Raw genomic sequence first — 26,298 nt, 5'->3', positions numbered from 1 at the left:
TTTACACTTCTTTTTCGGTAAAGGGAATATCAGCATTACAGATTTCTGTAATCAGCTGACCAAGAATCTGCTCGAAATCAGAAATTACCTCATTGTTTATGATGTGATTTTTGGTTCCTCGGGCAGATTCTTTTTGAGCGAAAAGCAACGTGCCTTCAGCAAAATTTTTCAATGAGATAATTCCAGCCTGAATAGATAGATTTTCTTTTGGATTTGTTTTAAAATACATTAATCCATAACATAGCAATTGAAAAGCTTTGCTATACTGATATTCTTCGGTAAGAATGTCCCAATCCATAATTTCCACATTACGTCTCTCTACTTTTCCTGTTTTATAATCAATGATACGGGTAATTCCATCAAATTCGTCTATACGGTCTAGTTTACCTTTTAGGATGATAGGAAAATCCAATCCGCTTATTTGGAGTGGTACGGATAAGGACTGCTCCAAAGCTATTATTTTAATGCTATGGTCATTCAATGCAGATATTTCGGCATCAATAAAGGTTTGTATGTATTTAAGAATAACATGAAAAGAAATATAGTTTTTCCCAGAGCTGATATTTCCCTCTTTGTACGTCTTTTCAAAGTTAAGTGATACTATTTGTGGTATATTCTTTTTAATGCCATTTAAAAGCTCAACAGTAAGGTTTATTCCAACTAATGGTGCATAAAGTTCTTCTAAACTGTCATGTACGATGGTGCCAAAAGTATTTGGGGCAAGAGTTTCCTCAACTTGTAAAACATCGTTAATATGTAATAGGTTTTGTTTGTAAAAATCTATTGGATTTCTAATGTAGTTGCTTAAAGAACTTGGCGAAAATCCTTTTTTAGCCTTTTCTTGAATTAATGCAACTAAGCTTTTGGTTTTAAAAATCGTTTCATTTTTTTTAGTAAAAGATTGTATTTGAGGGGTAGCAATATACTCTGTAATATCCGTTCTATTTTCATCCGTAAGTAGTTGTGTAATCAGCCTGCTTTTTTCGCCACCCTCTAAGGCATCAGGTTCAGTATTATATAAAATATATACGTTCTTAGCCCTCTGTAACAATCGGTAAAAATGGTAGGTGTAAACAGCGTCTTTTTCTTTATATGTGGGTAGACCATTTTTAATTTTAAGGTCAAAGGGTATGAATGAATTGTTAGATTTACCAGAAGGTAAAACACCTTCGTTCACTGAGGTTATGATAATAGTTTCAAAATCGAGCAATCTACTTTCTAGCATTCCCATAATTTGAATTCCTTCTATTGGGTTACCTTGAAAGTCTAATGTTTCAGTACTTAGTAGCTGCTTGAATAGCTGCTTGAAACTTTTAAGATTGTTGATATAAGAAAAAGTTGCGCATAAATCTTTAAGCTGATTAAATATGGTATAAAATTTATAAAGCTGTTCTAGTAATAGGGTATTGTTTTTTACTATTTCTATTGTTCTAATAGATTGAATAAGTACTAGGAAGTTATCAATTAAGTTGATCGGATTGTTGTTAGTTTCCTTAAACAATAATGATACTGTAGCATTTGTTGGTATTAAATCTTCAATTTGAGAACTTGAGATATAAGACCAATTATTTAATTTTATTTTGGTTATTAATGCCTCGGCAGACACCTCATTAGCATCAAATAGTAATACGGCATAGGAATGCGTGAGCAAGTTTAATAGGTTTTTGTAAAACCATCCTTTCTCTATTTTTTGTTCATGAAAGTCTATGAGGTTAGTGAAAAAACTAGCTAATGGTGTCGATTCTAGTTTTTGCCCCATAGTAATATTGGTAGCCGAAATATTAGAAGGAATTGAATTTAATAAAGGGTTTAATAATTCTTCATTGCCCAATATTATTGCTGAATTACTAAGAGATTCAGGATGTTCATTTTGAATTTTGTAAAGTAAATTACCTACATAATTTACCTGAGATATATTCTTGGGCACACCTATAATTTCAATATGCTTTTCAGTATTATAGTGGGTGGTTAGTCCGTTAAGGGTTTTTCCTTTTAGAACTTTCCAGGTATTTTGATAGTTTCTTATAAAATAACCTGCATCGTGAATATTATCTTTTAAGAAATAAGGGTCGATGTCCCAATAGATACTGGCATCGGTCTTTTCTAGTATGGTTTGTATAAGAATACTTTCTGCAGTATTCAGAGCATTAAAACCAAGGAAAATATGTTTTTTATGTATAGTCTTAAGGTAGTTGGGTAATTCCGATACCGATGTTTTATAAATGAGACCTTGATGGCCTAGACCTTGTTTAATTAGATTGGAATTAAATTGGTTATAGATATCTTCTAAATACCTCCAGAAATGAAGGTAATTTTCAATCATTTCGGAATTTTCAGGATTCAAAGACCAATGATTGACTTCTTGTATTGCCTCTATATTTTTATAAAGGGTAGAGGCGTCAACTAAATATCTATCTACTTCATTAAAATCTTGCAAAAGAATTTGTCCCCATTTTAGAAATGAATCGAAAGATTCTTTTTCGTAATCACCAACATTTAAATAAGCATTATAGAGCTCAAAAAGTTGGGTGGTCGTATTTGCGGTTACAAGGTTAGAGACCTTTTCAATAAAATCTTCAATACTGTAAATTTCAGGTGCAAGTACCGTTTTCGCGAGTGATCGGGATACTATTTTTTTAAGAAATACACCAGCGCGTTTACTGGGCAAAATAAAGATAATTTTACCTGTGTCCTGGTTATTTCTTAATATGTCATTTACTACATCTTGTATAAAACTCTGCATAGTGTAAAAATAGAAAAGCTCCGCATATTGCGGAGCTTTTATTTATTAAAACACTTAGGTTTGTTTTAAACTTATTTTACTAAGTTAATTTCTACCCTTCTGTTTTGAGTTCTTCCAGCTCTAGTGTTGTTTGTTGCGATAGGCTTAGACTCACCGTAACCAACTGCAGATAATCTGAATTCCTCAATTCCTTTGTCAACTAAGAATTCTTTTACAGAAAGAGCTCTTGACTCAGAAAGACTTTGATTTAATTTTTCGCTACCTACACTATCAGTATGACCTTCAACTGTAAATTTAGCGTTTGGATATTCTTTAAGAATAGTGATAATATCAACCATTACTGAAGTAGACTCAGCTTTGATAGAAGATTTACCTGTATCAAATAAGATAGTTCTAGCATAATCGTTCAATTGTTTTTGAACTTCAGCAGTTACTTCAGGACAACCAGCGTTAGCTACTGTACCAGCAACATCTGGACATTGATCATCTTTGTCAAGTACTCCGTCACCATCTTTATCAGCCCAAGGACAACCTTTGTTTTCAGCAGGACCAGCTTCAGAAGGACAAGCATCATCTTTATCAGCAACACCGTCGCCATCAGCATCAGGACATCCAGCTAAAGCAGGAAGACCAGCTTCGTTAGGACAAGCATCATCTTTATCAGCAACACCATCGCCATCTGCATCAGGACAACCGTTCATTTCTTTAGAACCAGCTTCGTTAGGACAAGCATCCTTACTATCTTCGATTCCATCGCCATCAGCATCAGGACAACCGTTGAATGCTTCAAGACCAGCAACTTCAGGACAAGCATCATCTTTATCGTAGATACCATCACCGTCAGTATCAGTACCGCCAAATTTAACTGAAATACCAGCTAAGTGTTGGAAATGTTTTATACCGTAATCTTCAAAAGCATGCTTATAAGTAGATTGTAATGTAAGACCTATGTTTTCTGAGAACCAAATGTTAAGTCCAAGACCTCCATTTGCAGTTCCAGCTCCGATTTCGTCAACCCAAGTATAACCACCACCAATCTCAACGAAAGGATCAATTACAGTATTTCTTTTGATGAAATCATATTTTATTGTACCATCTATAGCATAATAAGATAAATCATCAACGCTAACGTCACCTAATTTACTGATTTTGTTAAGAGAACCTCTTGCTCCAACAGAGAAGCCATCTCCTACACTTTTAGATACTGCTACGTAAGAAATAGAAGGTAAAATATTCCAGTGATCGTTCACATTGAAGAATTCATTACCGAAAGAACTTACATCCCCAGTAGGATATACGTCAACGGCATTAACCCCGAATTGCACTTGCCAAGGGTTATTCTCGTCTTGCGCTTGTATGCTGTTGATACCTACTACAAGTAGGGCAACAACCAATAATTTGCTAAGATGTTTCATGTTCAAATTTTTAAGTTTAAGTGTTTATTAAGTGCAAATGTAACTTGTTAAATATTATTAACAAAATCAATTTCCTATTTTTTTTAACGCATTTAATAGATTAAAAAGCGCGTTTAAACGATTTTCAGTTCTTTGCCAACTTCTGTAAAGGCTTTAATAGCGGTGTCTATATGTTCCTTTGAATGGGCTGCTGATAGTTGAACTCTTATTCGTGCTTTCCCTTTTGGTACTACAGGATAGAAAAAACCAATAACATAAATGCCCCTTTCAAGTAACTTATTTGCCATTTCTTGTGATAATTTTGCGTCATAGAGCATTACAGGGACAATTGCAGAGTCTCCATCTACGATATCAAAACCTGCTTCTTTGATACCTTTTTTGAAGTATTCTGTATTTTCTTGAAGTTTATCGCGCAGAGATGTATCGTTTTCTAGCATATCAAACACCTTTATAGATGCGCCAACAATGGCTGGCGCCAAAGAGTTTGAAAATAGATAAGGTCTAGAACGCTGTCTCAGTATAGTTATAATTTCTTTTTTACCAGTAGTGTAACCGCCCATTGCACCGCCTAAGGCCTTACCTAAGGTACCGGTAATGATGTCTATTCTACCCATAACATTTTTTTCTTCTAAGGTGCCTCTTCCTTTATCACCTATAAAACCTGCCGCATGACATTCATCTATCATCACTAATGCATCGTATTTATCCGCCAAATCACATATTTTATCTAATGGGGCTACAATACCATCCATAGAGAATACGCCGTCAGTTACGATGATTTTAAATCTAGCTCCGTCTTCATTCGCTTTTTTAAGTTGCTCCTCAAGATCTTTCATATCGCTATTTGCATATCGATATCGTTTAGCTTTACATAAGCGTACACCATCTATAATAGAAGCATGGTTCAGTGAGTCCGAAATTATTGCATCTTCAGCGGATAGTAATGGCTCAAAAACACCGGCATTAGCATCAAACGCTGCCGCATACAATATGGTGTCTTCTGTTTCGTAGAAATGCGCTATTTTTTTTTCGAGGGTTTTGTGAATATCCTGTGTTCCACAAATAAATCTTACTGAAGACATTCCGAAACCATGGGTGTCCATAGTATCTTTAGCGGCTTGTATAACATCTGGGTGAGATGAAAGCCCTAAATAGTTATTCGCACAAAAGTTAATAACTTCTTGCCCTGTGTTGATTTTAATAACTGCATCTTGTGGTGAAACGATTATTCTTTCTTCCTTAAAAAGACCGTCATTTTTAATAGACTCGATTTCTTGCTGTAAGTGTTCCTTTATTTTTCCGTACATAATTACTTATAAATATTCTAATTGTATTTCTGTATTAATATACACAATGATTTTGTGGTCAATTATGTATCCCATATTTGAAAAGCTCTCGGCATAGGTATTCAGTTGATTGTGATATTTAGTATTTCGATCACCTGTTTTATAATCAATTATAGTGGCATGGTTGTCTTTAATAATCACTCTGTCTGGTCTTTGAATGGTTCCATTGGCCATTAATAAATCTCGTTCGTTCAACACTTCAATGCCGGTTTCGTAAAAATGATTTAAATCTTGATGGTAAATAACTTTTTTAACGATTTTTTTTATTTCTTCCTTTTCCTGGTCTTTGATGAATCCTTTTTGAATGGCCATTTGAAGAGCTCTTTCCAAATCGGCCGTTGTGTAAATAGCCCCTAAAATAGTATGAATCACATTACCTTGATTAACGGCAACATCTAAACCTTCATCCCATAAAATTCCGGCTAAGGCTACAATTTTAAAATCAGGTCGATCTTTGTTAGTATATATATAAGGTATATTATTTTGAATAATGCTTGAAGATGGTTTTTTGTCAACACTTTTCAATTCACCAAAATCATACTCTAATTTGTCTTGTTCGTATATTCCTATACTCTTTAGAAAATGAATAAACAATCCTGAATAATAGTTTGGGTTATGATCACCTTTTCTATCAAGATTATTTGAGCTTATAATGAATAATACATTTACCGCTCTTGTGAGTACTACATATAAAAGATTAAAGGCGTCTAATTGTAATTTTTGATGATCAAGTTCGTATAGCAGTGATTCAAGCTCACCATACTCCTTTACTTCTTGTTTTTTATTTATCAATACTTCTGAAAACCCAAGAAATTCTTCTTTATCTACCGGTAGCCATAGCTTCGGGTCAATTTCTTCAAAAACATTTGAATTGGCATATGGGAATATGACCACAGGAAATTCTAATCCTTTAGATTTATGAATAGTCATAATCTGTACAGAGTCTAAATTCTCTGGGGTACTGATGCTTGACGAATTCCCTTTTTTATCCCAATAGTCCAAAAACGATTGCATATCTGAACCATATTTTTGCTCAACATCAAAAACCAAATCCATAAATGCAGAAAGATGTGCGTCTGAGTTAGGTATGAGATCAAAGATTTTAATGGCATAAGCGAGTCCGTCAAAAACTGAAGCCTGTCTCAATTTTGAGGAATCAAAGCCGTATTCCTCTAGTAAATGGGTATCGAGGTGGTTTAAATTTTCAAAAATATATGCGTGTCTATCTTCTTTTTCTTCAGATAAAAAATTAAGTATTTCAAATTGAATCTCTAGCTCAGTTGGCTGAACCATGTAGCGTATGAGCTGAACCAGAAAAATAGCTTTAGGACTCCCATTTAATAATAAAGAGTCTGGAGAAACAACAGGAATTTCATTTTGCATTAGAAAATTAGCTAGTACTGAGCCGTGTTTCTTTTTTCTAATAATAATACAAATATCACTATAGGTATAGCCTTGTGCTAAACATCTACTAATAGCCGCTAAGGTTTCTAAAGCATATTGCTCGTCATTCTCTTCTTCTAATAAAGTTAGGTTGACATACCCGCCTTCTTTTTGGTTTACTTCTTGCTGATTACCATTTTGAAAAAACTCTTGATATAATGTGTTTTCTAAAAACGGACTTATGCTTTGAAAAAAATTATTGTTGAAATTGATGATTTCGGCATTACTTCTATAGTTTTTGGGCAACGTTACTAGCTCCGATTTTATAGTAAACGGATGATTTTGATGTGTTGCCAATTCGAGAAATTGTTCTGCCTTACCACCACGCCATCTGTAGATAGCTTGTTTAGGGTCACCTACTAAAAATAGAGACCCTATATTGCCCGACTCATCTTCACCTTCCATGGCATTACCAATTAATGGGATAAGATTTTCCCATTGCATTTGAGAAGTATCTTGAAATTCATCTATAAAATAGTGTCGATACTTCTCACCTAGTCTTTCATAAATGAAAGGTGCGGGCTGATCTTTAATCTCTTTTGCTATCAAGGTGTTGAATTCAGATATAGATAGTTGATCTTTTTCTTCCTGAATTATTTTTAATTCTTTTTGAATGGCATTTAAAAGAGCGAAAGGGACAATGTTTCTATTGATATTTAGTAAGTAAGATGTTCTTTTGATAAGGTCCTTAATTGAGTTAAATAAATTACTCAGCTCGGCATGTATATTATCAATATTTAATTTAATCTCTGTTGGAGCTGATTTATTATAAGGACTAGTAGTTTCAAAATTTTGATTCCATGCGGCTGAAAAATTTGAAATTAATTCACCTTTTGAGATTTTTAGAATAAATTTTGGAAAATAACTACCACTGAAATGTTTAAATTCTAAGTTATTAGAATTTAACAGGTTTAAAATTTCATTAGCAAGCTCTATTATTTGTCTTTTATTGTTTTTAATAGTTTCTTTATTCTTATCCCTTAGGTTTAAGAAATCTACTAATGTTTTAGATTGTATCTCTATTATATGAGCTGAATTGTTCTCGTCAAATAATAAGTTACCAATTTTCAACAAATCATAACTTATATCCCAACTTCTGTCATCTGCGATTTTTTCTCTAGAAAATTCTAAAAGAATCTTAGTGTATTCTGCTTCTATTCCAGCTTTGCCAATAACGCGTTCTACTGCTTCGTGTAATAATAAATCTTTGTCAAGAATAACTTCAAAATTTTGTGGAATTTTTAAGTCCTTCGCAAATGTTCGTATAAGTCTATGTGTAAATTTATCAATAGTAGAAATATCAAAAAATGCGTAGTTGTGTAATATTTGTTTTAATCTAAGTTTGCTTAAAGAAGGTAGGTCTTCAAAAGTAAACTGCGTCTCATTAATTAGGTCGTTAAATAAAGGAGATGCTTCTTCTAAAGATGTTGTTATTGAAAACTCGTAAAGGCTATTTAAGATACGATGCTTCATTTCATTCACCGCTTTATTGGTAAACGTTATAGCCAATATTTTTCTAAAATTTTGAGGAGATGCTAGTAGTATTTTCAAGTACACTTTGGCAAGGGCATAGGTTTTGCCAGATCCTGCTGAAGCATTATATATGGTAAAAGAATTACTAGACACTGATTTTTACTGCAAATTAAGGATTCCTGTACAGTTCTTAACAAATTATTAGATGAATATATATGTTAAAACTCGTAACTTTGATAGACAATTAATATTAATTTAAAAACAAACAAATTATGGCTTTTCAACTACCGAAATTGCCTTACGCATATGATGCTCTTGAGCCACATATAGATGCGAGGACAATGGAAATACATCATACAAAACATCATAACGGATATACTACCAAGTTAAATGCCGCTATAGAAGGTACTGATCTTGAAGGAAAATCAATTGAAGATATCTTAACTGGTTTAGATATGAATAATGCAGCTGTTAGAAATAACGGTGGTGGTTTTTACAACCACTCTTTATTCTGGACAATTTTATCACCAAACGGCGGAGGTAAGCCAAGTGGCGAATTGGCTACAGCTATTGATAGTGCCTTTGGTTCTTTTGATGCATTTAAAGATAAGTTTACTACAGCAGCAGGAACTAGATTTGGTTCTGGTTGGGCATGGTTATGCGTTCATAAAGGCGGTAAAGTAGAAGTATGTTCTACACCTAACCAAGATAACTCACTTATGCCTGGCGTAGGATGTGGTGGTCACCCAATTTTAGGTATAGATGTATGGGAACACGCTTACTACCTTCATTATCAAAATAGAAGACCTGATTATATTGAAGCATTTTTCAACATCATCAATTGGGATGAAGTGTCTAAACTTTATGCAAGTAACAAATAGTATTTAGAGGAAAAGTACCTTACGGTCTTTATAGGAAACCACTTAAGAATTAATCTTGAGTGGTTTTTTTGGTTTAAAATAGAAAAGGGCGGAGAAGTCTCCACCCTTTTCGTCCCAAATCTTACCATAAACTTAACCTACTTATGCTATGGCAAGACTAAATTACTGGTATTGAGTAAATAAAAAAAGAAATTTTAAGAAAAAAATAACTTTAATTTAGTAAAAGTTGAATTTCAGGTAGTTATTAATATAGCTTATGTGTGGGTAGATAACCCGATTGGTATAAAATAAAAAGACGGAGCATAGCCCCGTCTTTTTCCCCAAATCTTACCATGAACTTAACCTACTTATGCTATGGTCCTGCTAATATATAGGTAGTTGATGTTTTTATGCAAGGTTTCCGTTGAACTTCCTGAACAACGGTTGTAATACTATATGGTTTTTATTGAATATTCTTTTTGGATAAGAGAAGCTAAGGAGGCGTAAAATAAAAAGACGGAGCATAGCCCCGTCTTTTCCCCAAATCTTACCATGAACTTAACCTACTTATGCTATGGTCCTTCAAATATATGTGTAGTTTAGGTTTTAGAGAAAGCTTTCCGTTCAACTCCCCGAACATTGGTTGTAATACTATTATTGCTCTAAGTTCAATTATTTTTTTTCTAAATAAGGTGCAAAATAAAAAGACGGAGCATAGCCCCGTCTTTTTCCCCAAATCTTACCATGAACTTAACCTACTTATGCTATGGTTCTTCAAAAGTAAGGCTGTATATGATGAATATAAAAGGTAATGGTTAAACTTCCTGTAATAACGTTTAAGAGAACAAACAAGAGTAATTATGTGAAAGAGTATTGTTTTTAGGAAAATGTAAAAAATAAAAAAGGTGGAGAAACCTCCACCTTTTTTGCCCCAAATCTTACCATGAACTTAACCTACTTATGCTATGGTAAGTTTAAAAGTAAAGCTGGTTAGTTCAATTCGACTATTCTATCGGTGAAATACATTTTTTGACGATGAAATGCGTAAAACTTAGGTATTTCATCGAAGATTTATTTAATATGCTCGTTCGTTATTTCCTTCATAAAAATTTATGAAAGCTCTGTTAACAACCCTATTTCCACCCGGGGTGGGGTAGTTTCCAGTAAAATACCAATCTCCTAAATTTTTAGGACAAGCTTTGTGTAAGCTCGAAATTGTCTGATAGATTATAGTTACTTCAGCATTAATACCGTCCGGACTCAATAGCTCTCCTATTTTCTTTGAAATCTGTTTCGCAGAAAATGGCGCATAGAAATCCTTTACATAATTCACTACATCTTTGTCCTTACTCTGTACCTGAGTCAAACATTTTTTATAAATCTCTTCGACAATGTGCATTGAATTATGGTCTTCATGTAATGCTAAAGCTGCCTTGAATGCAATAAAGTCTTCTAATTTGGCCATATCAATACCATAACAATCTGGGTACCTGATTTGAGGCGCAGAGGAAACAACGACTATCTTCTTTGGTGATAGTCGGTCTAATATTCTTAAAATACTTTTTTTAAGGGTCGTGCCTCTAACAATACTATCATCTATGATTACGAGATTGTCACCTTTATTTACAGAACCATATGATATGTCATAAACATGCGCAACTAAATCGTCTCTACTGCTGTCTTGTGTTATAAAGGTTCGTAGTTTGGCATCCTTAATGGCAACTTTTTCAATACGTGGTCGAACCTCTAATATTTCATGTAATTGCTCGCCCGTAATTTTTGGTCCTAATTCTAGTATTTGTTCTTCTTTTTTCTTGTTCAAATAGTTTTGTGCCTCTTTTACCATTCCGTAAAAAGAAGTTTCTGCTGTATTTGGGATATATGAAAATACCGTATTCTTGATATCTTCATCAATAGCTTCTAGAATTTGAGGAAAAACTAATTTACCTAAGGCTTTTCTCTCTTGATAAATTTCTTTGTCACTACCTCTAGAGAAATAGATGCGTTCAAAAGAACATGCTTTTCGTTCTTTTGGCTCAAGAATTTGTTTAATAGAACTAGTTCCATTTTTCTTAATTATGATGGCTGCACCTGGATCAAGTTCTTTTACCTCCTCATAAGGCACGTTGAATACTGTTTGTATAGCAGGTCTTTCTGATGCAACTACGACAACCTCATCATCTTTATAATAATAAGCTGGTCTAATTCCGCTTGGATCTCGTAATACGAAAGCATCCCCATGACCTAACAAACCAGCCATAGCATAGCCACCATCAAAATTCTTTGCAGCTCTTCGTAATATTTTATAAACCTTTAAACGCTCGGCAATGATAGGAGACGCTTGTTGTTTTGTATAACCTTCTTTTTTTATTTGTTTGTATAGTTTGGCAACTGCATCATCTAAAAAGTGACCGATTTTCTCCATCACAGTGACGGTATCAGCCATTTCTTTAGGATGCTGTCCTAACTGAATTAAATTGTCGAACAATTCATGTACGTTGGTCATGTTGAAGTTACCAGCAACAATAAGGTTACGGTGCATCCAATTGTTCTGCCTTATAAAGGGGTGAACACTTTCAATGCTGTTCTTGCCAAAAGTACCATACCGTACATGTCCTAAAAGTAATTCACCTATATAAGGAATGTACTTTTTTTGCAATGCAACATCATCTTCGTATTCAGGATGTTCTTTGAGCTCGTTATTAATGCGATCATTGATTTGGGCAAAAATATCCTGTATTGGTTGCTGTTGGCAAGAACGAACACGGCTCATGTATCGCTCGCCTGCTTTTACATCTAATTTAATGCTTGCGAAACCTGCACCATCTTGACCTCGATTGTGCTGCTTTTCCATCATCAAATACATTTTATTTACACCATAAAATGCTGTTCCGTACTTTTCTTTGTAATACTCTAATGGCTTTAATAGCCGTATTACTGAAATACCACATTCATGCTTAATAGCGTCACTCATTACTTTTTGGTATTAAAAAAACCCCAATAATTTGGGGCTAGGGGTTTATTGTAATTCAATATCAAACTGGGTCAATCTTTTAAACTGATGCAGTCTTTCTGTAATTTCCTTATGATTTAATTGGAGCATTCTTTCCGTGCCGAATTTTTCAACACTGAACGAAGCTAAATTAGACCCATGAATAACAGCTTTCTTCATATTTTCAAAAGAACTATCCTCACTGGCAGCTAAATATCCCGCAAATCCTCCTGCGAATGTGTCACCGGCTCCGGTAGGGTCAAAAACCTCCTCTAAAGGAAGTGCAGGGGCAAAAAAGATTTGGTCTTCATGAAATAATAAAGCTCCATGTTCTCCTTTTTTTATTACTACATATTTAGGGCCCATTGTAAATATTTTTTGGGCAGCTTTAACTAATGAGTACTCTCCAGTCAACTGTCTGGCTTCCTCATCATTAATGGTTAAAACATCTATTTGTTTAATAACCTCCATTAAATCATTTAAAGCATTGTCCATCCAAAAATTCATGGTATCCAAGATGATAATTCTTGGTCGCTTTTTTAGTTGATTAATTACATCTAATTGAACAATTGGGTGAAGATTACCCAACATGACAACCTCGGCATCATTGTAACTTTCTGGAACTACAGGTTTGAAGTCTGCCAGTACGTTTAATTCTGTTGCTAAGGTGTCTCTGGTATTTAAATCATTATGATATAACCCTTTCCAGAAAAAAGTTTTACCTCCTTTTACAATTTCAAGGGCAGATATATCGATTTTTCTATCAGTCAATAAATCTAAATATTCTTGGGGAAAATCATCACCTACCACAGAGATAATGGCTGAATCTACATCAAATTGTGAAGCTGCCAATCCTATAAAGGTCGCTGCACCACCCAATATCTTATCTGTTTTACCAAATGGTGTTTCAATGGCGTCAAAAGCTACAGTTCCAACTATTAAAAGTTTGTCCATAAAAATGTAAAAAATTTAAGCTGCAAATATACGGATTTGATAAAGGAAATAAACATCATATTGGCATATCTATTATTGGCTTTTTCTATATTGAATAAAAGGTTCTTTTATATATTCATTACTATAAATTGTAATGTAAGGTTATAGGTTTTGTTGGTTTTAAGGTTTTTAAATTTTTCAGTTCTTGTTTTAAGTATGGGTTTTTTGGATTTGTTTTTAACCCTTCTTTAAGAACATTTTTTGCATTATCCCATAAGGTTTTTTTAGTTTTTATTGATTTTTTAATATCTAAACTTGGGTTTTTAGACAAATCAGTTGAATTTAGAATATTGACTATGTCAACCCCTTCTTCAATATAAAGCTTGGCTAGTTCTAATCTAGCATTTATATGTCTTGGGGACATCGCTAAAATCCTTTTGTAGTATTTTATTGCTTCTAATGGTTGTTTGTTAGCTTTATATGCACCAGCTAATTTGTAATATAAATCTGTTGATACTGATCCAATTTTAATGCGTTCGATTAATGTGTTGATTAGTGCTTCTGGGTTAGATTGCCTACTGATAATTAAAGACTTTCTATCTAATAGATTTGTATTCTTAATATCTAAAGTATGGGCAATGTCTAGAAATTTTAGAGCATTTTCATAATCTCTTTTAATTTCATAGATCATTGCTATATCATTGAATAATTGTTTATAGCTTTTGATGTCTAAAAACCTAGCACCATTTTTAAAAAGTAAATTGGCATACAATAGCGCCTTATCAAGCTCTTTCGCTTTTAAAAATTGATCATATGCATTATATAAGGTTGATATTTTTTTACCGTTGCTATACTGATACGCTTTAGAGTAATGATTAGCACTTACTAAATAATCAGTGTCAAAATTTTTTTCTGCAAAAAGAATTAGCGAGTCCACATACTTTTTATTGGCTTTATAAATTTCAAGGCTATTCTCATCGACATAAAGACTTTGTTCTATTGCGTATGTTTCCCAACCATCTTTAAAAGCAGAATTTAGCAGATTTTGGTCTATATGATTAAGTGCTATTGCTGGTTCTATATGTTTTTCGTCGCTTTTAAGATATAAGGTATAAGTATTCTTACTATAGCCCATTTTATTCATAAAATAACCAGCAAAGCTATTTGCTGCTAATTCTTTTTCCTCTATGTATATTGTATTCCCAACTCCATCATTGTTTACATGATGCCCAATAGCATGTAAAAAATTCAATGCATTAAAATTAGAATCAGTTTTATTGAAAATGAAAGAAGGTGGTTTATTTGGAATAGTTACCAATTTATAGTCATTTTGATTACTTGCAACCATCCAAATGTATTCAAATAAGGGTTCCTTTGTAGTGGCAAAAGAAATTTTCTTCTCAATTCCTAACTCTATTAAAAGGGAATCAAATTTAGCTTGTAGGAGAGGTTTTACAGGAATTGTTTCAAATCTATTATATTTTGCTAATATCTCATTTTTTATTGAGTCTGAAACCGAATTTTCTTGACCTATTGAATTGAGAAAAAACAAAAACAAAAATAGTGCACAGCAAAAAGGGCGTTTTGCAATATGAATAAGAAAACAATTTTCAAGAATAATCATTATCAGAATTTAACTCAAATTTATTTCCTACCAAAATCAGCAGGAATTTCACCCCATGCTTTTGTTTCCCACTTTACTATGACCGTATTGTATTGATTTTTTTTAAGCCAATCTACAGCTCTTCGTATGAGTTCGAACAAGTCTTTATTTTTATTTGATTCTGTCAGTTTGGTATTGCAGTTTTTTTTACGAACCCAGCTCATGGCCGTTCTCGAATCGGTATAAATAATACGGTCGCTATTGCGTTCCTTTAAGAATGCTAGTCCGTGTACAATGGCTAAAAATTCACCAATGTTGTTAGTGCCTTGAGGAAAAGGCCCTTGTCTGAATAGTTTTTTGCCGGTTTTGGTGTCTACCCCTTGGTATTCCATAACTCCAGGATTACCACTTGAGGCTGCATCAACAGAAATAGAATGATAGTTAGGCAGGCCCATTTTTAATAGTTCTTCTTTTGATAGGGTCGATGCTGTTTTCTTCTTTCCTTTATAATCAGCATAATTTCCATTATAGGCTTTCTTTGCAATATCAAAAGATTCGAAAGATTTGTATTCTGCACCTGCATAACCGGTAATAGCAGCCTTGCATGCTGCCCAAGAATCAAAAATGCCTGGTTTTTTACCTTTCCAGACTACATAGAACTTTCCTTTTTTGGCCATTACTTTTTAAATAATAAATCGTCAATAACTTTTGGGAAAAACTCGTATTCTAATTGATGTACTTTACTCGCGATATCCTCAGCGGTATCCTTGCTATCAATTGCTGTTTTTTCTTGTTGAATTATGGCGCCCTCATCATAGTGAGCATTTACATAGTGTATAGTAATGCCGGTTTCTGATTCGTTATTTGCTTTAATAGTATTGTGAACTTTCATTCCGTACATACCCTTGCCACCATATTTAGGTAATAAGGCAGGATGAATGTTGATGATTTTATTTGGAAAAGCATTAGTTATAGGTTCAGGTATTTTCCAAAGAAATCCTGCTAAGACAATAAGATCTGGATTAAGTGATTGTAACATTTTTAAAACGAAATCACTTTTTGAAAATGCCTGTCGATTAAAATAAATTACATTTAATTCAAGTCTATTACAACGTTCAATGACTTTGGCATCGGTTTTGTTAGTAAGTACACAGGATATAGTAACGTCCTTTCTGAATTTAAAATAGTTGGCAATGTTTTCGACATTCGACCCAGAACCTGAGGCAAAAAGAATAATTTGTTTGGTTTTCAATAGAAATGGTCTTTAAAAGAGAGCAAAACAACTAATTAAGTTCGGAGCAAAAATAGTAAACAAGAAGCTTGTCAGGATTTAGAAAAAAACGATTATCATTTATAGTTCTATTAACTCACCTCTTTCAATACCCTTTTTCAACGTTGCCGAAACAAAATATAAATATGGTAAAATTACAGCACTTGTATTTAATTTTATTAAATTACAATACATTTTAACGACAATTAGTGTAATTAAACCAAAGTTTTTTATTTTTGCCTACAATTTAAATTTTTAAAACAAATATTATTATGTCAGACATTGCATCAAGAGTTAAAGCTATCATCGTAGATAAATTAGGAGTTGATGAAAACGAAGTGGTAACGGAAGCTAGCTTTACTAACGATTTAGGCGCAGATTCATTGGATACAGTAGAGTTGATAATGGAATTCGAAAAGGAATTTGATATTCAAATTCCAGACGATCAAGCCGAAAATATCGCAACTGTTGGTCAAGCCATCAGCTATATAGAAGAAGCGAAGTAAAATCATGTATTCTTAAATAGAATTCAAATTATCCATGTGGTAAATGCTCCGCATGGATAATTTTTTTTAATTTACGCTTGGTTTAGATTTAAACAAATAACAAGTTAAATGCAGTTAAAGCGAGTTGTAGTTACAGGATTGGGGGCACTTACCCCGATAGGTAATAATATTGAGGAATATTGGGATGCATTGATAAGCGGTAAAAGCGGATCTGCACCAATAACCTATTACGATACAGAAAAGTTCAAAGTTAAATTTGCTTGTGAGCTGAAAAATTACAGTACCGAAGATTATTTTGACAGAAAGGAAGGCCGTAAGCTAGATAGATTTGCACAATATGCTCTTATATCATCTGACGAAGCCATTCTTGATTCTAAATTAGATTTAGAAAAAGTCGATAAATTTCGTGTTGGTGTTATTTGGGGAGCAGGAATAGGAGGTTTGGAAACTTTTCAGAATGAAGTAATGAATTTTGCAAATGGAGATGGTACTCCTAGATTCAATCCTTTCTTTATACCAAAGATGATTGCAGATATTGCACCAGGAAATATTTCCATAAAGCATGGTTTTATGGGGCCAAATTATACTACTGTTTCTGCTTGTGCCTCTTCGGCCAATGCAATGATAGATGCCTTAAACTATATACGTTTAGGACATTGTGATGTAATCGTAACAGGTGGTAGTGAAGCTGCAGTTACTATTGCAGGTATGGGTGGTTTTGGAGCAATGCACGCTTTATCTACTAGAAATGAAAGTCCAGAAACGGCTTCAAGACCTTTTGATGCAACCAGAGATGGTTTCGTCTTAGGGGAAGGCGCTGGTGCATTGGTTCTAGAAGAATATGAGCATGCAATTGCTAGAGGAGCAAAAATATATGCTGAAGTAGCAGGAGGCGGAATGTCAAGTGATGCTTATCATATGACGGCACCTCACCCTGATGGAATCGGAGTGGTAAGAGTAATGGAGAACTGTTTAAGAGATGCTGGTCTATCAATAGAAGATGTAGATGCCATAAATACTCATGGTACTTCTACACCACTAGGTGATGTAGCGGAATTAAAAGCGATTACAAAAGTTTTTGGTGAGCATGCAAAAAATATAAATATCAATTCTACCAAATCTATGACAGGACATTTATTGGGTGCTGCAGGAGCTATAGAAGCCATAGCCTCAATATTGGCAATGGAACATGGTATAGTGCCACCTACAATTAATCATACTACGGTAGATGAAAATATCGACCCTAATTTAAACCTAACTTTGAACAAAGCGCAGAAACGTGATGTTAGAGTAGCGATGAGTAATACATTTGGCTTTGGTGGCCATAATGCATGTGTGGTTTTTAAAAAATTAGATTAATAATTTTATGTCTTTTCCCACAAACTTATTTAATTCCCATTCTAAAGAGGATGGGGATTTTTTTTTGGGGGTCACCAAAATTTTAGGATTCAAGCCTAAAACATTATCATTTTATAAAAAGGCCTTTTTACATAGGTCTTTGAATAAAAAAGATGAAAAGGGAAATGCTATGAATTATGAACGATTAGAATTCTTAGGCGATTCTATGTTAGGTACTATAATTTCCAAGCATCTTTATAATGAAGTTCCCGAGGGTGATGAGGGTTATCTTACCAAAATGCGTTCTAAAATAGTAAGTAGAGAACACCTTAATGAGCTTGGTAAAGATTTGGGGTTAATCAATTTTGTAGAAAGTAGAATCCCTAAATCGCACTTTGGCCAAAATATTCATGGTAATGTTTTTGAAGCTCTGGTAGGTGCAATCTATTTAGATAGAGGTTATAATTACTGTGATAAGTTTATTAAAAAGAGGGTGATAGAGCCCTATGTGGATATTGAGCAATTAGAAGGCAGAGTTATAAGCTATAAGAGTTTAGTCATTGAATGGTGTCAAAAGCAAAAGAAAACTTTTGATTTTGATGTTTATGACGATACAGGAAATGATGCTTTAAAACATTTTGCAGTTAAACTTTCTATTGGAGGTAATGTGGTAGCCAAAGCCAGGGCAACTTCAAAGAAGAAGGCAGAAGAGAGAGCTTCAAAAAGAGCATTCTTTGCACTTCAGAACAAGATGGAGAATTAATCTTAAGCCAAAATGATAAAATGCTAACATTTTAATAACTTTTATAATGTTTATATCAATTTGTGAAACTAGGCTTTAAAGCTTATTAGTTTTATATTTACGCTTTTCTTGGAGTATGGCAGCTATTTATAAAATAAATGATGATTTTTATGATGAATCTTTTATCCTAATAGCATTACATACTACTTTAGACGATTATGCTTTAGTCTATGGATTAAATCAAAGTGTTAAAGCAAAATTTGTAAGAACAAGAAAAGATTTTAATCTTGATGAAAATAAATCATTTCCAATTTTTGATTGGGATGATGAATTTCATGACATGTATTGGGTGTTAGTTGCTAACCACGGCAGTGAACAAGAACTGATTTCCAATAATGATTTATTCCAGAACGAAACAACATTTTCTAAACCAAGGCTTATACCTGAATATAAGGATGTTGATTATCTATTGAAAATAGAAACGGAGAAGGAATTCGATACAAACTCGTTAATTAAAAATATACTTATGTTGCCAAGGGTTATGGCAGCGTATGAAATAAGTACAGAAAAACTAAAATCGAAGAACAATTTAATATTTTAAAAATGCCAACTGTAAAAAAGACGAAAATTGTAGCCACTTTAGGGCCTGCAACCAGCAAGAAAGAGGTACTCAGGAGCATGATCAATGCAGGAGTAGATGTCTTCAGAATAAATTTTTCTCACGCCGATTATGATGATGTAACGGAACGTGTTAAAATGATACGTGAATTGAATGAAGAAATGGATACAAACACATCCATTTTAGCAGATTTGCAGGGTCCTAAACTACGTGTAGGTGTAATGGCAGGCGATGTTGTAGTTAGTCCTGGTGATGAAATAACATTTGTTACCGGGAAACCTTTTGAGGGTACTGCTGAAAGGGTGTACATGAATTACAAAGAATTTCCTAGAGATGTTAAGGCTGGGGAACGCATTCTATTGGATGATGGTAAACTAATGTTTGAAGTAGTTAAAACCAATGGAAATGATGAAGTATTGGCCAAGGTTATTCAAGGTGGGCCACTTAAATCTAAAAAAGGTGTAAATCTACCAAACACGAACATTTCATTACCGGCACTAACACCTAAGGATATTAAGGATGCCGAATTTGCAATTAGTTTAGAAGTGGATTGGATTGCCCTATCTTTCGTTCGTTTCAGTCAAGATTTGATTGATCTGCAAAATATTATCAATAAACATTCTGCCCATAAAATTCCAATTATAGCAAAAATTGAGAAGCCAGAGGCGGTTGAGAATATTGATAAGATTGTAGCGTATTGTGATGGACTTATGGTTGCTCGTGGAGATTTAGGTGTTGAGGTACCTGCTCATGAAGTTCCTTTAATTCAAAAACAATTGGTACTACGTGCCAAGAAAGCTAGGATTCCGGTAATTATTGCAACGCAAATGATGGAAACCATGATTACTAGTCTTACACCAACTAGAGCAGAAGTTAATGATGTTGCTAACTCGGTTATGGATGGTGCAGATGCTGTTATGTTATCTGGTGAAACATCGGTGGGTAATTACCCTGTTGAAGTAATTCAAAAAATGTCAAGTATTTTACAAAGTGTTGAAGGTTCAGATTTAATTCGTGTTCCTCATGATCCACCACATATTCGTACAAAAAGATTTATAACTAAATCTATTTGTTACCATGCAGCATTAATGGCAAATGAAATAAAAGCAAAGGCAATTTCTACCTTGACCAATAGTGGATATACCGCTTTTCAAATTTCGGCATGGAGACCAAGTGCACACATACTTGTATTTACATCGAATAAAAGAATACTTACGCAATTGAATCTTTTATGGGGGGTGAAAGCTTTTTATTATGACAAGAATGTTTCTACTGATGATACGATTGATGATGTAAACCGTATGGCATTCAAAAAAGGATACATAGAAGTTGGCGATATGTTAATCAGTCTTGCGGCGATGCCTATGAAAGATAAAGGTATGGTTAATACGCTAAGAGTAACTGAGATAGAATCCGGCGATATTTAGCCGTTCTAACGGAAATGAAAAAAAATGGGTCACTGAAAAGTGACCCATTTTTTTGTCTTATTTTTCTTTAAGCAACTTCCTTCTCATAGGCAATGAAATTAACTACCTTTCCTTTTTGGTCAAAAATTGGTTGACCTTGAATCCAACAGTTATAGGTAGAGCCATCTTTACGATAGTTAACTATGGTAACCTCGAAAGGCTTATTTGACTTAACTGCTTCAGAGACTATTTTTAGAGTAGATTTTGAAGTCTTACTGCCTTGAAACATCTTAGGCTTTTTACCTAAAATTTCATTTGGGTGATATTGATTCATCTCCCAAATATTTTTTGTAGCAAAAACAATATTTAAATTAGTGTCGGTTACAATTACCACATTTTTTTTGACCTTCAATCTCTCATCTAATGCTTCAGTATCTATATTCCAAGAATTTAATGACCTTAAACTCATAAGAGCGATCATGTCTTCTTCAGATTTATAAATACTTTCAAGATTTTCGGCGTAGAAATCCCATGAAAGAACAGGTAAAATGACATAGTTTAATCTTTTTCTAAACTTGATTACGGCGTTGTCGTAATCTTTTAAATCTATCATGCAATCTAGCTTAGAGTAATAAATAAAATTTTCTTTTTCACAGCAATTTGAATTAAAGTTAAAAAAACGATTAAAATAGCGATAATGTTAAGCGATGATTAACATAAATGTTTAATATAATGTCCCTAATAAATTAAATTACAATTAAAAAGTTGAACATAAATTCAAGGAAAATAATTTAAAATGTGGGACAAACTCGAGTTTAAATGGTCTGTTGGGGTAGAATTTTGAACAAAAAACAAACCCTAATAGAATTTCTCTATTAGGGTTTGCGTCTTAATTAATTAAAAAGTTTAAATAAGATTATCAATTCCATCCACCACCTAAAGCTTGGTAAACATTTACCCTTGCCATTAATTGGTCTTTTTTAGTTTCTACCAGCTCCATTTTTGATTCTAAGGCTTCACGTTGCGTTAACAACACCTCAATGTATTCAATTCTTGCAGATTGAAATAATCGAGTAGATAAATCAATAGATTCTGTCAAAGCCTTCACTTGGTTTTCCTTTAAATTATAACTCTTTTTAAGGTTTGCCATTTTAGAAAGCTGATTCACAACTTCTATATAGCCATTCAAAATTGCTTTTTCAAACTCAAAAACAGCTTGTACTTGTTTTGCATTAGCCGTATTGTAGTTTGCTTTTATTGCATTTCTATTTATTAAAGGTCCCACGATATCACCCATAGCGCTGTACATAAGCGATTCAGGAGTAGCCGATAAATACTTCGGATTGAAAGCCTGTAACCCAATGCCAGCTTTTATACCTATGCTAGGATAAAAATTTGCTCTAGCGACTTTGATATTAAGTTTGGCTGCTTCCAATTCATATTCCGCTTGTCTAATATCAGGTCTGTTTTGAAGTAACTGCGAAGGTACTCCTGAGTAAATAGTATCCATCTCTGTTTCGATAAAACCTGATGAATTACGAGCAATGTATTGAGGTTGACGCCCAATTAAAAAATTGAGCTTGTTTTCCATTTCAACAATTTCTTGTTGTACCTCAAACTTATGGCTTTGGTTTTTAAAGACTTCTGCTTCGAACCTTTTAACAGCAAGTTCTGTAGCACGCGCAGCTTCTTTTTGTAATCGAACCATTTTAAGGGCATTCTCTTGTAATTCAAGATTTTGCTCGATAAATGCTAGCTGATTATCTAGTGCTAAAAGCTCATAATAAGAATCTGCAATTTCTGCAATGATTCTAGTTACCATAAAATTCTTACCCTCAATACTTGAAAGATATTCTAGAACAGCTGCTTTTTTAGAATTACGCAGTTTTTTCCAGATATCAAGCTCCCATGAGGCAAAAATTCCTGCAGAGTAATCCGTTAGTGGCTCAGGAAATTCTTCCCCTTCCTTTATTTCCAGATTTTTTTCAACAGCGCCATTACGGGTATACTCACCAACTTTTTCAACCTCGGCTCCTGCGCCATAAGTGATAAAAGGTAAGTATTCACCTTTTCTAGCTTTAACTTCATTCTGAGCTACATCAATTTGTTTCAACATGATGTTCAACTCTTGGTTATTAACCAATGCTGTGTCAATAAGCTTTATCAAGTTATCATCTTTGAAAAAATCTTTCCATTGAATAATTGCACTATTAGTTGTATCAGTCGATTGTTGTACATACTGCGATGGTAGGTTTTTATTTTCTTGTTTAAGTTCTTTAGTAGGAACACAAGAGTTAAAAACGCAAACGCCTAGTAATAGCACCAAAAGCAGTTTACCGTGCTTCATAAAGAATTTTATAATGTTAATCATTGTTTTCTCTTTTGGTTAGTTTTTTAATCATTGACTTTAATTCTTTGATTGCTTGTTTGGTCTTGCTATCCCCTTCACTAGCTCTCATGAATTCTTCAGAAATAGGTTCGGATGATTCATCTTTAATAAGACTGCGTCCTTCGGCAAGTTTTGCAAATACAAAGTACAGCCCAGGAATTACGATAACCCCGAAAATTGTACCGATAAGCATACCACCAAGGGCAGAACCACCAATAGTTCGGTTACCTATGGCACCGGCACCTGATGCGACTATTAGAGGGATTAACCCTGCTATAAATGCAAACGATGTCATTAAAATTGGCCTAAACCTTGCTCTAGAACCTTCTATTGCAGCTTCTAAAACAGTTGCTCCTTGTCTTTGTTTTTGAACCGCAAACTCTACAATTAAAACCGCATTTTTACCTAAAAGACCTACGAGCATAATTACTCCAATTTGGGCATAAACGTCGTTAGCCAATCCGGTCATTTTTAAGAGTAAGAATGAGCCAAATATACCAGCTGGTAAAGAAAGTATTACAGCGAATGGTAGTAGAAAGCTTTCGTATTGAGCAGCAAGCACGAAATAAACGAAAATTAATACCACGATAAAAATGTATAATGATTCGCTACCTCTGTTGGCCTCGTCATACGATAAACCTTCCCAAGCAATATCATAACCTCTAGGTAAGGTTTCTTTGGCTACTTCTTTAATAGCGTTAATGGCATTACCAGTTGTGAAACCCTTAGCTGGTAGACCGTTAATAGCAGCAGAATTATAAAGGTTATATCTGGTAATCTCATTAGGGCCAAGTTTCTTCTCCAAAGACATGAATGCGGAATAAGGCACCATTTCACCTTCTTCATTCTTTACGAACAATTTTTCTAAATCTGAAGGCAATGCTCTGTATTCAGGTGCAGCCTGCGTATACACTTTAAAGAATCTACCAAAACGAATAAAACCTTGTTCATAGGTACTACCTATTAAAATATTTAGATTTTCCATTGCCTTGCCGATGCTAACACCTTTTTGCATGGCAATCTTATTGTTGATTTTCAATTCGTATTGAGGATAATTAGCAGAGTAAAAAGTAAATAATCCTGTTAATTCTTCGCGCTCGCCTAGAGCTTTCATGAAATCGTTATTAATTTTTTCGAATACATGATAGTCGGTGTTCTCGGTTTTATCTAGTAAACGCATAGAAAATCCGCCAGAAGAACCAAAACCAGGTACTGCAGGAGGTTCAAAATATTCGATTACAGCGCCTAAATCTTTTGTTTCCTCTTCAAGCTCTTCCATTATTTCGTGTACAGAGTGTTCACGTTCGCCCCATGGTTTCAAGTTGATTAAACAAGTACCAGCATTTGAACCTCTACCTTCTGTCATGATTTCATAACCGGCCAATGAGGAAACTGATTCCACACCTTCCATTTCTTCGCATATTTCCTGCAATTTTCTAGCAACATCATTAGTACGCTCTAAAGTTGCGCCTGGTGGTGTTTGAATAATTGCATAGATCATACCTTGATCTTCATTGGGTATAAACCCAGCAGGAAGTGATTCATTGGTAAAAAATATGGCTGCGCAGAAAGCGATGAGAAGACCAAAGGTTACCATTCTTCTTGCAACAATTTTATTTAAAAGCTTTACATAACTTCCTGTAAGTCGCTCAAATCCCTTGTTAAACCAGTCAATGAATTTATCAATTGGAGATTTACGTTTTGGCTTACCATGATTGTTTTTCAACATCATAGCACAAAGAACAGGGGTAAGGGTCAAGGCAACTATAGCCGAAATTACAATTGATCCTGCCATAGTTATAGAAAACTGCCTATAGAAAACCCCAACAGGACCAGACATAAATGAAATAGGAATAAATACCGAAACCATTACCAAGGTTATTGCGACAATGGCACCACCAATTTCACCCAAAACTTCTGATGAGGCTTTGTATGGTGATAGGTTTTCTTCTTCCATTTTTACATGAACGGCCTCTACGACTACAATTGCGTTATCTACAACAATACCAATAGCCAATACCAATGCGAATAGGGTAATTAGGTTAATTGATAACCCGAACATTTGCATTACAAAGAATGATCCGATTAAAGAAACGGGTACCGCTATAATAGGTATTAACGTAGAACGCCAATCTCCTAAAAAAAGAAATACAACTATGGCCACAAGAATAAATGCATCTCTAAGTGTGTGTAATACCTTATCGATAGAGGCATCTAAAAAGTTCGATACATCATAACTTACTTGATATTCTAAACCAGGAGGAAGATCTACTTTTAGTTCTTCTAATTTAACTTTTACCGCATCGATAACATCTTTACCATTACTACCTACAGTCTGCTTTAGAATCATAGATGCAGAAGGATGCCCATCTAAATTGGAGTAAATATCAAAGAATTCACTACCCAATTCAACATCTGCTACATCTTTCAACTTTAGAATTTCACCTTCTTCATTCGCTCTAACGATAATGTTTTCATACTGTTCAGGCTCATTGTATCGCCCTTCATAGGTAAGTACATATTCTAATGATTGCGATTTTTTACCAGAACTACCACCCAATCTACCTGGTCTGGCGATTATGCTTTGTTCTTGCATAGCTTCCATCACTTCTTCGGCAGAAACATTATAAGCACGCATACGGTCAGGTTTTAGCCAAACACGCATGGCATATTTTCGGCTTCCTAATATTTGGGCACTTGCAATACCATTGATACGTTGTATTTCTGGAACAATTTTGGTATAAGCGTAGTTATACAAAAACAATTCGTTGTCGTCCTCATTGTTACTGTAGAGGTTTACGTACATTAACATACTGGGCTGTACAGGGGTAATTACTACGCCTTCCATCTGAACCAACTCGGGTAAGTTGGGCATCACTTGATCTACCCTGGTCTTTACCCTTACTACCGCTTGGTTAGGGTCCGTACCGGGTTCAAAAATGATACGTAAGGTTCCTTCTCCAGCACTTGTAGCATCTGAAGCAACATATCGCATTCCTTGTACACCGTTAATAGCGGTTTCTAAGGGAATAATTGTTGAATTAATTAGCACGTCTGCACTTGCACCCGGATAAGCGATGAAAATATTCACCGTTGTAGGTGCAATTTCAGGGAACTGGGATATTGGTAATTGTTTGATTGCCAATAACCCTGTAAAAACTATAATTACCGAAATAACAATAGCCAAGACGGGTCTATGTATAAATCTTTTGAACATATC

General features: G+C 34.2%; 18 protein-coding genes. 6 read left to right on the top strand and 12 right to left on the bottom strand.

The window, feature by feature from the left end; genetic code table 11:
• Position 1: 1 nt before the first annotated feature.
• From BMY56_RS06240 to BMY56_RS06225, 4 genes are all read right to left on the bottom strand, one after another.
• Positions 2 to 2,743, bottom strand: coding sequence for a PD-(D/E)XK nuclease family protein (locus BMY56_RS06240; RefSeq protein ID WP_091621423.1), 2,742 nt, complete (start codon positions 2,741 to 2,743; stop codon positions 2 to 4).
• 71 nt (positions 2,744 to 2,814) lie between these two features.
• Positions 2,815 to 4,158: an OmpA family protein gene (locus BMY56_RS06235; protein ID WP_091621420.1), complete on the bottom strand. Its 1,344-nt coding sequence runs from the start codon at positions 4,156 to 4,158 to the stop codon at positions 2,815 to 2,817.
• Between the two features lie 113 nt (positions 4,159 to 4,271).
• Entirely contained in the window at positions 4,272 to 5,465 is a 1,194-nt protein-coding gene (gene kbl, locus BMY56_RS06230; protein ID WP_091621418.1) for a glycine C-acetyltransferase, read from the bottom strand.
• 6 nt (positions 5,466 to 5,471) lie between these two features.
• Positions 5,472 to 8,573: a UvrD-helicase domain-containing protein gene (locus BMY56_RS06225; protein WP_091621415.1), complete on the bottom strand. Its 3,102-nt coding sequence runs from the start codon at positions 8,571 to 8,573 to the stop codon at positions 5,472 to 5,474.
• A 119-nt stretch (positions 8,574 to 8,692) separates the two neighbouring features.
• Between BMY56_RS06225 and BMY56_RS06220 the strand changes: the two genes are divergently transcribed.
• Positions 8,693 to 9,301 (top strand): superoxide dismutase, encoded by a 609-nt coding sequence (locus tag BMY56_RS06220; RefSeq protein ID WP_091621413.1) that lies wholly within the window; start codon positions 8,693 to 8,695, stop codon positions 9,299 to 9,301.
• 1,054 nt (positions 9,302 to 10,355) lie between these two features.
• On the opposite strand, the gene BMY56_RS06215 is transcribed toward BMY56_RS06220, so the two are convergent.
• The 5 genes from BMY56_RS06215 to purN form a co-directional block, all read right to left on the bottom strand.
• Positions 10,356 to 12,254, bottom strand: coding sequence for an amidophosphoribosyltransferase (locus BMY56_RS06215; protein ID WP_091621410.1), 1,899 nt, complete (start codon positions 12,252 to 12,254; stop codon positions 10,356 to 10,358).
• 45 nt (positions 12,255 to 12,299) lie between these two features.
• Complete coding sequence (locus tag BMY56_RS06210; protein ID WP_091621407.1) at positions 12,300 to 13,226, bottom strand: PfkB family carbohydrate kinase; 927 nt, start codon at positions 13,224 to 13,226, stop codon at positions 12,300 to 12,302.
• 121 nt (positions 13,227 to 13,347) lie between these two features.
• Positions 13,348 to 14,829, bottom strand: a complete 1,482-nt coding sequence (locus tag BMY56_RS06205; RefSeq protein ID WP_091621405.1) for a tetratricopeptide repeat protein — start codon at positions 14,827 to 14,829, stop codon at positions 13,348 to 13,350.
• Between the two features lie 20 nt (positions 14,830 to 14,849).
• Entirely contained in the window at positions 14,850 to 15,485 is a 636-nt protein-coding gene (locus tag BMY56_RS06200; protein WP_091621402.1) for a ribonuclease H1 domain-containing protein, read from the bottom strand.
• Complete coding sequence (purN, locus tag BMY56_RS06195; RefSeq protein WP_091621399.1) at positions 15,485 to 16,060, bottom strand: phosphoribosylglycinamide formyltransferase; 576 nt, start codon at positions 16,058 to 16,060, stop codon at positions 15,485 to 15,487. The genes BMY56_RS06200 and purN overlap by 1 nt, the downstream gene beginning before the upstream one ends.
• A 290-nt stretch (positions 16,061 to 16,350) precedes the next feature.
• Here purN and BMY56_RS06190 point away from each other — a divergent pair, with 290 nt between their 5' ends.
• The 5 genes from BMY56_RS06190 to pyk all read left to right on the top strand — a co-directional run bounded on the left by BMY56_RS06190 (position 16,351) and on the right by pyk (position 20,710).
• Positions 16,351 to 16,584, top strand: a complete 234-nt coding sequence (locus BMY56_RS06190; protein ID WP_008269813.1) for an acyl carrier protein — start codon at positions 16,351 to 16,353, stop codon at positions 16,582 to 16,584.
• A 108-nt stretch (positions 16,585 to 16,692) separates the two neighbouring features.
• On the top strand, positions 16,693 to 17,943 hold the full coding sequence (fabF, locus tag BMY56_RS06185) for a beta-ketoacyl-ACP synthase II (RefSeq protein WP_091621397.1): 1,251 nt from the start codon (positions 16,693 to 16,695) through the stop codon (positions 17,941 to 17,943).
• Positions 17,944 to 17,950: 7 nt separating this feature from the next.
• A complete protein-coding gene (rnc, locus tag BMY56_RS06180) occupies positions 17,951 to 18,685 on the top strand; it encodes a ribonuclease III (protein WP_091621394.1) in 735 nt (244 codons plus the stop codon).
• Positions 18,686 to 18,800: 115 nt separating this feature from the next.
• Positions 18,801 to 19,265 carry an IPExxxVDY family protein gene (locus tag BMY56_RS06175; protein WP_091621391.1) on the top strand — a complete coding sequence of 155 codons (465 nt, stop codon included), beginning with the start codon at positions 18,801 to 18,803 and terminating at the stop codon, positions 19,263 to 19,265.
• A gap of 2 nt (positions 19,266 to 19,267) precedes the next feature.
• Positions 19,268 to 20,710 (top strand): pyruvate kinase, encoded by a 1,443-nt coding sequence (pyk, locus tag BMY56_RS06170; protein WP_091621388.1) that lies wholly within the window; start codon positions 19,268 to 19,270, stop codon positions 20,708 to 20,710.
• 67 nt (positions 20,711 to 20,777) lie between these two features.
• Here the strand turns inward: pyk and BMY56_RS06165 are convergent, their stop codons facing one another.
• The 3 genes from BMY56_RS06165 to BMY56_RS06155 all read right to left on the bottom strand — a co-directional run bounded on the left by BMY56_RS06165 (position 20,778) and on the right by BMY56_RS06155 (position 26,295).
• On the bottom strand, positions 20,778 to 21,302 hold the full coding sequence (locus tag BMY56_RS06165) for a PAS domain-containing protein (RefSeq protein WP_091621385.1): 525 nt from the start codon (positions 21,300 to 21,302) through the stop codon (positions 20,778 to 20,780).
• Positions 21,303 to 21,608: 306 nt separating this feature from the next.
• Positions 21,609 to 23,060 carry a TolC family protein gene (locus tag BMY56_RS06160; protein ID WP_245737152.1) on the bottom strand — a complete coding sequence of 484 codons (1,452 nt, stop codon included), beginning with the start codon at positions 23,058 to 23,060 and terminating at the stop codon, positions 21,609 to 21,611.
• Positions 23,053 to 26,295, bottom strand: coding sequence for an efflux RND transporter permease subunit (locus BMY56_RS06155; protein ID WP_091621382.1), 3,243 nt, complete (start codon positions 26,293 to 26,295; stop codon positions 23,053 to 23,055). Before BMY56_RS06155 ends, BMY56_RS06160 begins: the two co-directional genes overlap by 8 nt.
• Between the last annotated feature and the right edge of the window lie 3 nt (positions 26,296 to 26,298).

This window comes from Maribacter orientalis, assembly GCF_900109345.1.
Taxonomy (GTDB): Bacteria; Bacteroidota; Bacteroidia; order Flavobacteriales; family Flavobacteriaceae; genus Maribacter; species Maribacter orientalis.
The sequence above is the reverse complement of the archived record's forward strand: the minus strand, read 5'-3'. Positions and strand labels throughout refer to the sequence as shown.